Source organism: Bacillus sp. GbtcB14 (genome assembly GCF_019091205.1).
Taxonomy (GTDB): Bacteria; Bacillota; Bacilli; order Bacillales; family Bacillaceae_G; genus Bacillus_A; species Bacillus_A cereus_AG.
Genome location: NZ_JAGXJT010000020.1, coordinates 1 through 12,134 on the forward strand (window position 1 = coordinate 1; position 12,134 = coordinate 12,134).

The following is a 12,134-nucleotide window of genomic DNA, read 5'->3' on the forward strand; positions in this document are numbered from 1 at the left end:
TATCCGTTTAGATAAAAAAAGATAGTAGGGATAATCAATCCTTACTATCTTTACTCTTATTATTCATATGTCTTTAACCATATGATGTCTTTTTTCTTTATATATATATGAATAGATGTTATTAGGTTAAATAAAATCTTTAATGTAATTAGCTATGTCACTAGAAAACAGTGCCATAATTGTAACAACTATATACATAGCAAATAACGATTTTGCTTTTTTCCTCTCATCTGCTTGTTCTTTTTGAAGAGTGATATAGTAAAGAGATGTTAATAGAGTTCCAATAAAGACAAATATCAGGATTATTCTTTGGAGTATGACAGCTTGTTCTTCAGCTATTTGCATAAGAGTTTCAACGTCAGCTTTTAATAATATGTTCAGTCCAACCATTACATATAAAACTAATAAGGCTAATTTAAGAAAAGTTAATTTTTTCATTTTTATAGTGTTCCTCTCTCTTAAATTGTATCGTGAAATACTTTTAATATGGTTTATAACTGTATAAAATAATTCTTACTTTACTAAGTGTTGCTGAATTTCTTTAATTAAAAGTTCAGCCCCTTCAGGACTAAGAACAATTTGTCCATTAGCTAATGACATGTTTTTTTCTGAAATATCACCAGTTATTGTACAAGCATCATATGACTTGTATTTTTGTAGTATTATCTTTTCACCTTCTACAAATATTTCTATAGGATCTTTTTCTGCGATTCCTAATGTTCTTCTCAATTCTTTCGGTAGAACAATACGTCCTAATTCATCTATTTTACGTGTAACACCTGTTGATTTCATGCTTTACCACCCTTTTATTTGTTTTTTAAATCGTTCAGTTCTTTTAATAAATCTTCATGTTTCTCACATAATCTATATACATCTAATAACAATTGTCTACCATTTATTGCTCCCCATTGATTAGATATGTTAACACCATGCAAACATTTGATTAAATCTGGATTCAATATGGCATTTTTTATTTCATCTATACTCATTTTCATTTCTTCTTTAGGCATTTGCTCTTTCTCCTTCGGATCTATCTATCACATATGGACAGACGTACTAAATGATGTATTTTGGGTATCATTTGCATTTAATACTACAATTTTATCGATAAGATTAATTGCTTTATCCAACGAAATGTTTTTTTCATAACATTTATAGCCTAGTTCTAATGTTAAAAGTGTAGCTTCACTTAAAAGTGATTGTTTTTGAATCTCCTCAATTTTTTTCCCTCTTTTACGAAGATTAATATACTGTTCTATCGACATAATTTCATGCTCCTCTCGCTACAATTACATATCTAAATTACTATTATCATCTTTTATTTCGTTTTCTCTCTCTTTAGCTTCTAACATAAAGTTAGCATAAATCATTATCTTTTCTAATCCATCTTTCGTTGCATTATAATCTGTGATATAACGTTCTTTTCTTCCTGGACTCATATATTTGTTATTTTTCATTTCGTTTATTGTTTCTATATTTAAGATTTTTCCCTTTCCTTTTAATTCGTTCACGAGTTTCAAATTAATAGCTAGGCCTATACTCCAAAGAATCAAGCCGATAACGAAAGAAAGTAATAGATGTACTGAAAGAGAATTATCAATGATCATGAAATAGAGAAAATAGATAATTGAGATTGTCCACAAAAATGGATTGTAGTACTTTTGAATTTTTTTATATTTTTTTATATTTATTTCGTGTTGCTTTTTTCTCATTTCAAGATTCTCTAACATGTAAAAGCTCCTTTTAATTAGTTAACTAAGCTTTTTTTCAAGCGTTGAGTATAAACATTACGTTTTCACTCTATTTCTATAATTTTAATTGTAATTAGACTGCTCAGAATTACCTTCTTAGTTTATTGTAGATGTGATTTGCTTAAATTCCTTAAAACCTATAACCCTATCATTTGGATCATATGCGTAAGCTAATTTATAAATCCCTGTATTTGTGGTCACCTTGTAATACTCCGTTTTTGATACTGGTTCTATTAAAATATCTGTAATAGGTAATTTGAGCTTTTCTTTTAGCAGTTCCTCTTGTTTTTTTTCGTTGTACGCTAACCTTTCATTTTTTTGTTTAACCGTTTGATCCTGTTCAATTGTTTGGAAGTACCCGCATACCATTAATCCTATAAAACTCCCTACCATTACAACTGATACAACAATTTTTGCAATCTCAGGTAGATTAGAACCGATAATGATTATAGCAATTGAAACAATACATATAAACAATAATAAAAAAGTTACGAATTGTAATGCTGTCAACTTAACTCAAACCTTTCCATAAGCCACTTTTCTCTAATGCTATTTTTGATTAGTGATTGTTGCAAGTTTAACAAAAAAGCTATTCGCAAATTCATGGAAAAAGTAAATTACACCATAAGCCAATAGCAAGACACCTACCGAAAAACAAATTAATACAATTTGTCCTTTCCAATTGTATTCGCCTAAATGCCTAAATTTAAAAGATACAGCTAGTAAAAGAGGGCTTATAAAAAGTAATGGTATAGTGAATTTATTTAAGGGAATACTCCCTCCAATGAAGCTCCCTAAAACTAATCCACAAAATAAAATTGCTAATATCATTGGTTTTTTTATGCTCATTGCAATCTGTCCTTTCATCTGAATATATTTAATAAATTGATTGTTTTCAAAGTAAATAACAGGAGAACTCTCCTATATTAATTAGTTAGAATCGGGGTAATCTTTTTGATGATCATATTATCATCCATATCACGTGTAAAGATAACTCTAAATACCCCTTTTTCACTGGTTACCTTCGTATAATCCTCATAATCTTCGACTAATAATTTATCGCTAGTCGTTCCCAGTTCATTTTCTAATAGTCTATTTTTATCATCTATTTGCTTTTGTTCAAGGTCTCTCAAGTTTATAGCAAGTACTGCAAGATTATGATCTGCATCTTTACCAGAGTAATATAACGATATGGAAAGAATAGCTACCGTCACTATTATAAATACTGTAGGTAAAGGATTTTCGTGAATAGAACTCAAATCGTTATTTATACCGAATAATAACATTACGCCAGCAGTTATAACGAGTGAAATTGCTAGTATTGCTAGTGTTTGCATACTACGTTACCCTCCCATAATTATTGTATTCGCTCAAAACAACGACATAATTTGATTCAACAACTGGAAAACTGTAAGTAGAAAAAACAAGAATTTTAAATAGAATTAATTTCTTTAATCTTTTCCATCATCATTATTGCTTGTAATAGATGAAAACAAAGCAACACCCATCGCCTTCTTATTACTACTAGAATACCCTCTATATGTTGATTTTCCAAAAATCATCCGTTTCATTAATATCAAAGTAATTAGTAATACAGATACACAACCCACTATCCATAAACAAGACCAAAATAAATTAATCAAATCATTGAAATTATTCATTTAAATCCCATTATTAGTTAATTTATGTTCATAGTCTATTTGCTTTAAAAAGAGCAAGCAGCAAGAAGAATCCTAATAAGCATAAAATTGTTATATTCAATGAGATCCCTGTGTAATGACCAATTGTTACCGTCAAATTATTATAAGTAGGTTCAAATTTATCTTTAAACATAAGTAAAATTCCCGAACTAATTAAACAAATAATTGCTCCAGTTAATCTAATTATGTCTGGAGCATAAAGCTGCTTAGTTTTTAGCCAAAGAACAATAATCGTTGCTAGGGTAACTATAGAAAAGATAAAGATTGATATGATAAGAGTTAAAAGTCCCATCGTGGTAACCCCCTTTCGTTTAATTATAGTTCATAATCAATAAATAAAACTTTATATATTGATTATATAATGAACACAGATATTAAACAACAATAAACTTCATGAAGTTTATTGTTGTTTAATTAAATTGATAGAAACTCTATAGTAATGCTATTATATAAATATGAAAAAGTTAAAGGGTGTTCAATATGACTAAAAAGAAACATTATAAAGTAGTGAATAGAAAACAATTATCTACAACATTAGCCAATGATTTGAATGAAAGATTAGAAAAACTTAAAGAGGATACAAATATACCTAAAACAAGACTATTAGACCAGGCAGTTTCACTGTTATTACTCTTTCAGTCTAATTCTACTAATGCTTTCATTAGTGAAATGAACGAATTAAAAGAGCAAAAAGGGCTTAATAGTAGTGAACTCACAGATTATATTTTAAATAGTCTAAAGAAGGACTAACATGGTTTTATCTAGACTGCTAAGAAACAATCTATGGGTATAGTACTAATTGCATCAAAAGTATAGGCACGTTATAATAGTCACCTAATTACATATAACGAGGTGTAGAAAATGAATAAGACTGAATTAACAAAAGTAGTAGCAGAAAAAGCAGAACTTACACAAAAAGATGCAGCTGCAGCAACACAAGCTGTATTAGATACAATTACAACGGCACTAGCAAGTGAGGAGAAAGTTCAGATTCTTGGATTTGGTACATTTGAGGTTCGCGAAAGATCTGCACGTACAGGACGTAACCCACAAACAGGTGAAGAAATGCAAATCGCTGCTTCAAAAGTACCTGCTTTTAAGGCTGGAAAAGAATTAAAAGATGCAGTGAAATAATTACATATAATGAAAAGGGTTTGATATTCATATCAGACCCTAATGAGACTAACTTAGTTTTAGATATAGAAAAATTTAATTTTCCTAATAGTATTTGAGATGACTCTCCTGATTTGATAAAATCTTAATATATGTAAATTTGCATGTATAAATGTTTGTTTTAATGTTATACTAGATTTAACCAAGAAGCATCCAACAAATTATGATTAATCACTACATTTTCTTTCATAGTATGTCAACGTAAAAAAAGACACTTTCTATAGTGTCTTTTTTTACGTTACTAGATGAATAGATGGATTACAACTTATATTTGGCGATTTTTTATCATATATTATATGATGCTATTTATTATATATTTAATAGCATCCACCATGCCTTGCTGAAACTTATCACTTTCGGTTGGAACTTTTATACCAATTGGTGTTAATCCCCTATGAGATAATTGTTTATTCTCACGGGGATGTAAATTAGGCACAATAATAAAGTGCTGACCGCCTATGCTATTGTGAATGTCCCTATATATTTCCTTAAAATATACATCTTTAAAAGAAAATCCAATAAACAACAAGAATTTACCAGACATAATTCCATTTAGGAAGTCTTTTGTTTTTCGATCCGTATACAAATCATTATAATCATTTTTCGTAACAACCATTGTTTTAGGCCTTTCTGCCATACCGTGAAAATGAACAACTTGCTTTTTACCTTTATTTAAATGATTCTGTAGATTTTCTATATCTTCGATTATCTTAGGAGAACTATAACCGTCCTTCTCTTTATTCCTATATACATCTAATGCATTATCATAATTTGTAGTCAGTATAAAACTAGAAGCCAAATTCATAATATCCCTAATGTTATGCTTACTTTCATCTACTTGATTATTAAAATCGCTGTCTATTTTATTCGTTATATATGTTTTTATTTTATCCTCAGTATTTAAAGTTGGTGAATACTCAAGTATTGTATCTACAGCACCTAGGAAATCACCACTATTAATTAAACCTTCACAGTACTCTTTATCTATTGCTGTATGAAGCTTTTCTTTCATACCCCAAATTAATCCATACCAATCCGGAAGACCAAGTGGCTTTGAGACGCCTGCTCCTAAAAATGGGACTATCTTATCGACATTTTCTTTCAATAACAAGTAGTTATCCATATATTCCTCTTGCAAATACTTTGTTAGCATTTCCTCTTGTTTAGAATTTACCATCTGTATAAACTCCTCTCTTAATTCAAATATTTCTTTAATAAAATGGGATGGACTTTCATGGATTTTCTGCTCACAGAACTCACAATCTTCGTTTAAATCTTCTACAACATCATGTTCTTCATGTTTTAGACATTCATAGGCATAACTTTTTTCAAATAAACTTTCTTGTAATAAGTGTTTCACAAGAAAGTTTATTTCTTTTTCGTTTAATTTTGCATGATAAAGATCTTCTTTTGAGAAAGGTTGCATATTAACTGTGTTAATTAAAGTTTCAAGTAAACTTAAAACCTCTTCTTGCGACTTGAGTAATTCCTGTTTAGCGGTAATGATTAAGTTCTCCAATGACATGATATATAAACTCCTTGCCTAGTGATTTTTTCTGTAAAAATACTATTCTAAAGGATGTCTGCTTAGCATAAATTGTAGTCTGTGAAACCAAACAATTATCTGGGTTAGTATTTCTAAAATCTAAAAACCAAGAAATAGACCATTCTTCTAAATCAGATGATTTTTCAAATTCAGTATAGAGGCTATGAAATAAATCTGTATAGGCAACAGGAATTTTAGATCCTCCGGATTGTGCAGCCCCTTTACTAAATTTACTGGAAATAAATTTTATTCTTGTTGGATACCCTTTTAGAGGTATCTGTTTTGCTATTTTTACTATATCCTTTGTTTTATACTTTTTGCTTATAAACGCAGAACATAACATCGATTGTATTTTCATTCCAAGCGGAGCAGTATTAGTTTTAATAAATGCACTATCATTTGGGAATAGTTTTCTAAGAATAGTTTGGACGCTATCCTTTACCTCTTCTTCTGTAGCTTTTAAAACTTCTTCATGGATGTCTCCTAATAGATTATGTAAAAGATTGGAACATAAATTATACATTCCTTTCCTATCTGACTTCACATCTATACTTTCTAAATTAATTAAAGGTTCAACTATCAAATTTTTAACAGTTGAATACAAGCGATTAAAAGATTTTGGATAATCATCATATTGATTATTCTCATCATTTTTTTTAGATTCTGCCTCTTTTTCATTCTCAATATCTTTTATGTCAGTTAAATTTCGAATCATTGTTAAACAAGTACCATTTTCGAAATTAATATCTATTCCCGCTATAAAGTATCCTATCCTTGTTCCTCTAGGTACAACTTGAACAAATATAAATCTAGCAGTTTTCACCTTATCTCCATTAGTAGTATAGTCATAGCCTGCAATAAATTTAGTACCTAAAGCCTTTATGTCTAACATATCCATTAAATAATACTTACCATCATTCATTTTAGAGAGTAGTGCTTGCGGTATTCTTGTTTCGTTATTAAAACTTTCTAGAATTCGCTTTACTTTCATGTTAAAAGTCGAAACCTCTAACGTGTTATCTGTAACATTAAATCTATCTACAAAAATATTTCTTAATCTACTGTACATTATATGCTCAAAAAATATAGTGTTAAGTAAATACCTATCTTTAGGATTATTTCTAATTACTTCTTCAAAATACGTACTCAATTTCTTTTTATCTTCAATTTTTATAGAAGAACTTAATTTTTCATTCGCTTCTTCTATAATCTTAGAAGAGTCTACAAATTCCAAAAACTTGTGGCCAGTAAATACATAATTTGTCGTCACTTAATTCACCTTCTATTTATTGTTATATAAATATCCTTATTTTAAGTACATATCACTAAAGACAGATCCTGTACCAGTTACTTTACATACTATATTTTTTTGTAAACCATCAATTGTTTAATACTCAACGGAAGCATGATATGCATTATAATATTACTTTAATGTTTTTAAATTATTTAAGATAGAAACGAATCCTAAGACTTTTTGTATTCCCAAAATCCTCATTTCAACCGATTCTAGAAATTTTATAAATTCATTCTTAGTAAACTTCCTTTGTATAATTTCTAACTCTTTTAGCTCTTGCAAATTTTCGACCTCATCAAATCCTTTATGTAATGTAAAGTAAAGGACTCCACCATCTTTAAAGATTTCATAAATTGAGTGTAAGGTACTTTCTAAGTGCTTATTATATTTCATGGAATCTTCACTTTTATTTACCATTGTTAGGCAATCAAAGAAGCGTAGTTTATTCACTATCAAGATATCTTCCTCTATTTTTTTATATGCTGGCGTTAAATCGTAGTTAGAATACTTCTGTAATCTTTTTTCTTCAACTTGTTTTTTTCGCATTTCCTCAGCATCCGGTATTATAAATATACCTTTTTTTATTTCTTTAAGTACACCTTGCTTTTTTAAAGCTAACAATCTTTGTTTACTAATTTCAAATCTATCCATAATATCTTTTGAATCCATCGTATATTGTTTAACGATTCTTTCTACAATCTCTGAGCTATTAATTTTTAGGATTAATGCAAGTTCTTCCAGATCAATAAAATTTGTCATTACAGACCCTCCCGTTTACAAAGTAAATAGATGCTTACTGAATTGTACTATGTACTGTTTACTTTGTAAATAGGTTTAAAAATAATATGGTACGTGAAATTTTATAATCTAGTGCTTTTGTTGAAAATTTATATAGTATTTTATATGGATTATATGTTAAAATATAAGTAGAAAATTTGTTTCCATTGTTTATACTCTATTGTACGTAGCGTGAAGGACAAACCTTACGCCCAGTTAACTCGGGCGAGGTTTGTCCTTTTTTTTACTTTAAGGAGGAATTTACTATGAATAAAGTCTACAAAATTGGAGCAATTGTTACTACATTATGCGTTGCTTGTATCGCTATCTTTACTTTAACTAAAAATGAATCTGTTAACCCAGAGACTGTAACACCAAACAAAACAATTGTATCAGCTGCAGAAACAAAAGGATCGCCCGAAAATATTAAAGATATTTCAAAAGAAGAATTAAAGCAAAAAATACAATCCCATGAAGAGTTTATTGCGTACTACTATCAACCAACTTGTCATTATTGTAAAAAGGCAGCACCAGATATCAATAGTATGTCAAAAAAGCATGATAGAACCATCTATCGTATTGATATCTCTACGCCAGAAAATCAAAGTGCCTTTCAAGAGTTCGATATTCCTGGCACTCCAGTTGTTGTAGCTTATAACAGAGGTGAAGAAATTGAACGCCTAGAAGGTGCAGTGTCAGCTGCTACATATGACGGATTCTTTGCGAGACGTAATTCGAGCGCTAGTTAATATAGTGCTCGTTTTTCTTTTTAAGAAAGGGGAATTTACATGCAACAAAACGCCCGTATTTATTCTTTAGACGCAATAAGAGGTATAGCCATACTATGTATCCTATTTTCTAATCTACCTACTATGACGGGACTAGATCCCTTTAACCAGGCCGGTTATTCCGGTACAGATAAAGGGATTCGTTTTTTAATAGATTTGTTTATACAAGCAAAATTCTATACTATTTTTGCATTCTTATTTGGGGTAGGATTTTTTATCTTTATAAAAAACGCGGAAGCAAAAGGATATTCTATATATAAGCTATTTAGCCGTAGATTGTGTATTTTGCTACTCTTTGGTTTACTCCACTTTATCTTTCTATGGTATGGAGATATTCTACACGCATATGCCTTAGCTGGTTTTATCCTATTGTTCTTTTATAAGCGATCTACAAAGCTTATCTTTATAGTTGGCTGCATCTCTCTATTTGTTAGCTATACACTACATGCTATTTTATTTATACAAGCAAGTTCTTCTATTTCTGCCGTACCTAGTTACTATCAATATATGTTTACAGGCAACACTACCAATCACACTGTAAATCTATTTACACATTATTCACAACAAGTAAAAGCTCGTCTGTTCTTTTTAATAATCGAGGAATTTCAACAATTACTAATAGGAATTCCGGAATATATAGGCTTGTTCTTAATTGGTTTATGGGCTGGTAAGAAAGATATTTTTAAAAGGGTACCGGAATTAATAAAGGAAATTAGATTTATCCAGTGGAGTTCGTTATGCATTTCATGTCTTCTCTCTTGTCCTATTATCTACTATTTTATAAAAACGGATGTCTATTACTCTCAGGATATTAAACTATGGATTCTATTTGGAGGGAAAACGCTAGCTATATTCTATGTTTGTACTCTACTTAGGGTTTGTGAGAATAAAAAATATATAGAGCAGCTGCAACCCTTTATGAACGTAGGCAAGTATGCTTTAACGAATTACATTAGCCAAAGTATACTAACTCTTGTCATTCTTTCGTTGAACTTTAAAGATGTCTCACAGGTATATTACTGGCAATTATGTATCTTCGGGATTTTAATTATCTTTGCGCAAATTATATTCAGCAAAATTTGGAGTAAATATTTTCGCTATGGTCCCATTGAATGGATATGGAGAAAAGGCATTTACAAAAAATAACCTATTTTTCACCAGTTTCATGCAATTGACTGAAAAAAATGATAAAATATCATATGAAAGATTAAAGATATATTTGTGATTGTAAAATGATGTTATTAAAATTAAAGTGGTTCAAGTCAGAGGAAGGCACCTTAGGTGTCTTTTCTTTATTAAAATATGTATTTTAATAAACCTTTAATACTTATGTATTAGATAATAATATTATTTAGTAAAAGGCATTTTTGATGTAGGTTTGCAATAAAGTTTAACCGTTTTGAAAAAAGATTAACTGCTTATAAAAAAGTCGTACCGTTTTCAATCCTTTTTATTTCCAAGTTGATGTGATATATTTATAACAATTAGTGCGAAATACATCACAAAGGAGAATTCACATGAAAAACAAACTGGCTTACTTGGGGTTTATTGGATTTCTAGGATTTCTAGGACTTTTAGGTCCTCATTCATTTTTAGGTGAAACATCATTTACATATTACTTTTTCGCTTTCTTCCCCTTCTTTTTATATGCAAAAGTTATACCAGATGAACTTTTTATCCTACATGTTCGCATTGCTGCCACAAAGTCATTTTTCGTGGCATTAGTAATGGGTGTTTTACTAATCTTAAGTATCGTTATTTTTGCAAATGTACATGTAATCAGATTATGCGTTGTACTTGCAGTTGTAATACCATTAGGAACTTTTGTAATTAATTTAGAAATATTTGAACGTAGAGAAAAGAAAGGGATGCAAGATGCCACTTAAAACTCGAATGAAAGAATTTAGGGTAAAGCTAAGTATGTCTCAAGAAGATCTAGCCAATGAGGTTGGTGTCCGAAGGGAAACAATTGGCAATCTCGAAAATGGAAAATATAATCCTTCATTCAAACTCACTTATGATATTGCGAAGGTTTTGAATGCACCTATTGAAGTTCTGTTTTGGTTTGAAGAATAGGTTAGGTATAAGTAAATTGTTGTAATAGATATGTCTATGAGTTTTGATTAATCTTTTTTATAAAAACTAGATTCGGATTTCTAACAGAAGACTCCATTTTGATTAATCTTTTTTCAAAATGGAGTCTTCTTATTTACCATATAATATGGGTTTGTGGAGTTTTTTTGATTAAACTTTATTTCCCGAAAGAAATATATAACCATAAATATATCCTTCTCTTTTTCCTGATTGAAATTCACTCATTGAAAAATACCTCCTTATGCCTATTTTTATAACTAAAATTCTTATTTTAATGCTGTACTTTATTTTTTGGCCAGTAGAATTAAATATCTTTATTGTTACTAATCACCACTTGTTAAAACTTTATCTTCATAAAAAATATTAAAAAATGTTTCCAAGCGCTACATTAAGCAAAGAAGGAAATTTTAAATTTGCTTTTGTTTCCTCCAAAGAATCAGCAATTCGAACTGTTCTTGTTCCAGCCTTCTTCCCTGCACATATATCGGTTTCTTGGTCACCAATCATATAGCTGCTCGCTAAATCAATATCGTACTTTTGAGCTAACTGCAGCAGCATACCAGCCTCTGGTTTTCTACAAGAACACCCATCTTTTGGCCGATGGATACAGGCAGCAAATTCTTGTATATGAGCACCGGCGTTTTCATTAATTAATTTTTCTTGCATATGTTTATGTATTTCTAAGAGCTCTTCTTGAGTCATATAACCCAATCCGACACCTCCTTGATTCGACGTAACTAGGACCATATAACCCTGTCTATTAAATATAGCAATTGCGTCAGCTGCACCAGGTAGCAGGTAAATATCTTCTGGTTTATTTACAAATCTAACACGATCTGTAAGTACTTCATAAATTCTGTTGTCAATATTTAAATTAAATTTGTAAACTATTCAATTGCATAAGCTCTATAATTTTCAAAAGTATAACTAACAAATTTAAACTAAATTGTTTAGGAAGGTTCGTACCCATGTATAGTTACTTTTGAATCATTCACACTAAATTTCATGTGA

Annotated in this window: 19 protein-coding genes; 6 read left to right on the forward strand and 13 right to left on the reverse strand. The window is 29.8% G+C overall.

Annotation, left to right across the window (positions count from 1 at the left end; genetic code table 11):
• Positions 1-126 precede the first annotated feature (126 nt).
• From KVT31_RS27775 to KVT31_RS27815, 9 genes are all read right to left on the reverse strand, one after another.
• Positions 127-438 carry a hypothetical protein gene (locus tag KVT31_RS27775; RefSeq protein ID WP_000736944.1) on the reverse strand — a complete coding sequence of 104 codons (312 nt, stop codon included), beginning with the start codon at positions 436-438 and terminating at the stop codon, positions 127-129.
• 75 nt (positions 439-513) lie between these two features.
• Positions 514-792: an AbrB/MazE/SpoVT family DNA-binding domain-containing protein gene (locus KVT31_RS27780; protein ID WP_000843050.1), complete on the reverse strand. Its 279-nt coding sequence runs from the start codon at positions 790-792 to the stop codon at positions 514-516.
• Positions 793-806: 14 nt separating this feature from the next.
• Positions 807-1,010 carry a hypothetical protein gene (locus KVT31_RS27785; RefSeq protein WP_001123650.1) on the reverse strand — a complete coding sequence of 68 codons (204 nt, stop codon included), beginning with the start codon at positions 1,008-1,010 and terminating at the stop codon, positions 807-809.
• 27 nt (positions 1,011-1,037) lie between these two features.
• The gene (locus tag KVT31_RS27790) at positions 1,038-1,265 is read right to left on the reverse strand and encodes a hypothetical protein (RefSeq protein WP_000021288.1); all 228 of its coding nucleotides are present in this window, start codon (positions 1,263-1,265) and stop codon (positions 1,038-1,040) included.
• A gap of 24 nt (positions 1,266-1,289) precedes the next feature.
• A complete protein-coding gene (locus KVT31_RS27795; RefSeq protein WP_000892314.1) occupies positions 1,290-1,730 on the reverse strand; it encodes a hypothetical protein in 441 nt (146 codons plus the stop codon).
• A gap of 117 nt (positions 1,731-1,847) precedes the next feature.
• The gene (locus tag KVT31_RS27800; protein WP_000126133.1) at positions 1,848-2,261 is read right to left on the reverse strand and encodes a hypothetical protein; all 414 of its coding nucleotides are present in this window, start codon (positions 2,259-2,261) and stop codon (positions 1,848-1,850) included.
• Between the two features lie 39 nt (positions 2,262-2,300).
• On the reverse strand, positions 2,301-2,600 hold the full coding sequence (locus KVT31_RS27805) for a hypothetical protein (protein WP_000023422.1): 300 nt from the start codon (positions 2,598-2,600) through the stop codon (positions 2,301-2,303).
• Between the two features lie 77 nt (positions 2,601-2,677).
• Positions 2,678-3,088, reverse strand: a complete 411-nt coding sequence (locus KVT31_RS27810; RefSeq protein WP_001193820.1) for a hypothetical protein — start codon at positions 3,086-3,088, stop codon at positions 2,678-2,680.
• A 352-nt stretch (positions 3,089-3,440) separates the two neighbouring features.
• The gene (locus tag KVT31_RS27815; RefSeq protein WP_000523775.1) at positions 3,441-3,743 is read right to left on the reverse strand and encodes a hypothetical protein; all 303 of its coding nucleotides are present in this window, start codon (positions 3,741-3,743) and stop codon (positions 3,441-3,443) included.
• Between the two features lie 188 nt (positions 3,744-3,931).
• On the opposite strand from KVT31_RS27815, the gene KVT31_RS27820 reads away from it, so the two are divergent.
• The gene (locus tag KVT31_RS27820; RefSeq protein ID WP_000162598.1) at positions 3,932-4,201 is read left to right on the forward strand and encodes a ribbon-helix-helix domain-containing protein; all 270 of its coding nucleotides are present in this window, start codon (positions 3,932-3,934) and stop codon (positions 4,199-4,201) included.
• A gap of 111 nt (positions 4,202-4,312) precedes the next feature.
• Positions 4,313-4,585 (forward strand): HU family DNA-binding protein, encoded by a 273-nt coding sequence (locus KVT31_RS27825; RefSeq protein ID WP_001043947.1) that lies wholly within the window; start codon positions 4,313-4,315, stop codon positions 4,583-4,585.
• A gap of 331 nt (positions 4,586-4,916) precedes the next feature.
• Here KVT31_RS27825 and KVT31_RS27830 read toward each other — a convergent pair whose 3' ends face one another.
• The 3 genes from KVT31_RS27830 to KVT31_RS27840 form a co-directional block, all read right to left on the reverse strand.
• Entirely contained in the window at positions 4,917-6,149 is a 1,233-nt protein-coding gene (locus KVT31_RS27830; RefSeq protein WP_000051204.1) for an SIR2 family NAD-dependent protein deacylase, read from the reverse strand.
• A complete protein-coding gene (locus tag KVT31_RS27835; RefSeq protein ID WP_000210898.1) occupies positions 6,118-7,440 on the reverse strand; it encodes a hypothetical protein in 1,323 nt (440 codons plus the stop codon). Before KVT31_RS27835 ends, KVT31_RS27830 begins: the two co-directional genes overlap by 32 nt.
• Positions 7,441-7,593: 153 nt before the next feature.
• On the reverse strand, positions 7,594-8,223 hold the full coding sequence (locus KVT31_RS27840; RefSeq protein WP_000181006.1) for a hypothetical protein: 630 nt from the start codon (positions 8,221-8,223) through the stop codon (positions 7,594-7,596).
• A gap of 284 nt (positions 8,224-8,507) precedes the next feature.
• Here KVT31_RS27840 and KVT31_RS27845 point away from each other — a divergent pair, with 284 nt between their 5' ends.
• The 4 genes from KVT31_RS27845 to KVT31_RS27860 all read left to right on the forward strand — a co-directional run bounded on the left by KVT31_RS27845 (position 8,508) and on the right by KVT31_RS27860 (position 11,105).
• Positions 8,508-8,990, forward strand: coding sequence for a thioredoxin family protein (locus tag KVT31_RS27845; RefSeq protein ID WP_001045585.1), 483 nt, complete (start codon positions 8,508-8,510; stop codon positions 8,988-8,990).
• Positions 8,991-9,029: 39 nt separating this feature from the next.
• Entirely contained in the window at positions 9,030-10,175 is a 1,146-nt protein-coding gene (locus KVT31_RS27850) for a DUF418 domain-containing protein (RefSeq protein WP_001186864.1), read from the forward strand.
• 371 nt (positions 10,176-10,546) lie between these two features.
• Positions 10,547-10,915: a DUF3796 domain-containing protein gene (locus KVT31_RS27855; protein WP_000791542.1), complete on the forward strand. Its 369-nt coding sequence runs from the start codon at positions 10,547-10,549 to the stop codon at positions 10,913-10,915.
• Positions 10,905-11,105 (forward strand): helix-turn-helix transcriptional regulator, encoded by a 201-nt coding sequence (locus KVT31_RS27860; protein WP_001128811.1) that lies wholly within the window; start codon positions 10,905-10,907, stop codon positions 11,103-11,105. The genes KVT31_RS27855 and KVT31_RS27860 overlap by 11 nt, the downstream gene beginning before the upstream one ends.
• Positions 11,106-11,486: 381 nt before the next feature.
• Here KVT31_RS27860 and KVT31_RS27865 read toward each other — a convergent pair whose 3' ends face one another.
• Positions 11,487-12,014, reverse strand: coding sequence for a D-glycero-alpha-D-manno-heptose-1,7-bisphosphate 7-phosphatase (locus KVT31_RS27865; RefSeq protein ID WP_033656688.1), 528 nt, complete (start codon positions 12,012-12,014; stop codon positions 11,487-11,489).
• Between the last annotated feature and the right edge of the window lie 120 nt (positions 12,015-12,134).

Coding starts and splice junctions, on each gene's coding strand:
- KVT31_RS27805 (WP_000023422.1), bottom strand. CDS start 2,600: ATGAGCATAAAAAAACCAATGATATTAGCAATTTTATTTTGTGGATTA.
- KVT31_RS27855 (WP_000791542.1), top strand. CDS start 10,547: ATGAAAAACAAACTGGCTTACTTGGGGTTTATTGGATTTCTAGGATTT.
- KVT31_RS27840 (WP_000181006.1), bottom strand. CDS start 8,223: ATGACAAATTTTATTGATCTGGAAGAACTTGCATTAATCCTAAAAATT.
- KVT31_RS27830 (WP_000051204.1), bottom strand. CDS start 6,149: ATGTCATTGGAGAACTTAATCATTACCGCTAAACAGGAATTACTCAAG.
- KVT31_RS27775 (WP_000736944.1), bottom strand. CDS start 438: ATGAAAAAATTAACTTTTCTTAAATTAGCCTTATTAGTTTTATATGTA.
- KVT31_RS27790 (WP_000021288.1), bottom strand. CDS start 1,265: ATGTCGATAGAACAGTATATTAATCTTCGTAAAAGAGGGAAAAAAATT.
- KVT31_RS27780 (WP_000843050.1), bottom strand. CDS start 792: ATGAAATCAACAGGTGTTACACGTAAAATAGATGAATTAGGACGTATT.
- KVT31_RS27810 (WP_001193820.1), bottom strand. CDS start 3,088: ATGCAAACACTAGCAATACTAGCAATTTCACTCGTTATAACTGCTGGC.
- KVT31_RS27815 (WP_000523775.1), bottom strand. CDS start 3,743: ATGGGACTTTTAACTCTTATCATATCAATCTTTATCTTTTCTATAGTT.
- KVT31_RS27850 (WP_001186864.1), top strand. CDS start 9,030: ATGCAACAAAACGCCCGTATTTATTCTTTAGACGCAATAAGAGGTATA.
- KVT31_RS27785 (WP_001123650.1), bottom strand. CDS start 1,010: ATGCCTAAAGAAGAAATGAAAATGAGTATAGATGAAATAAAAAATGCC.
- KVT31_RS27795 (WP_000892314.1), bottom strand. CDS start 1,730: ATGTTAGAGAATCTTGAAATGAGAAAAAAGCAACACGAAATAAATATA.
- KVT31_RS27860 (WP_001128811.1), top strand. CDS start 10,905: ATGCCACTTAAAACTCGAATGAAAGAATTTAGGGTAAAGCTAAGTATG.
- KVT31_RS27825 (WP_001043947.1), top strand. CDS start 4,313: ATGAATAAGACTGAATTAACAAAAGTAGTAGCAGAAAAAGCAGAACTT.
- KVT31_RS27845 (WP_001045585.1), top strand. CDS start 8,508: ATGAATAAAGTCTACAAAATTGGAGCAATTGTTACTACATTATGCGTT.
- KVT31_RS27820 (WP_000162598.1), top strand. CDS start 3,932: ATGACTAAAAAGAAACATTATAAAGTAGTGAATAGAAAACAATTATCT.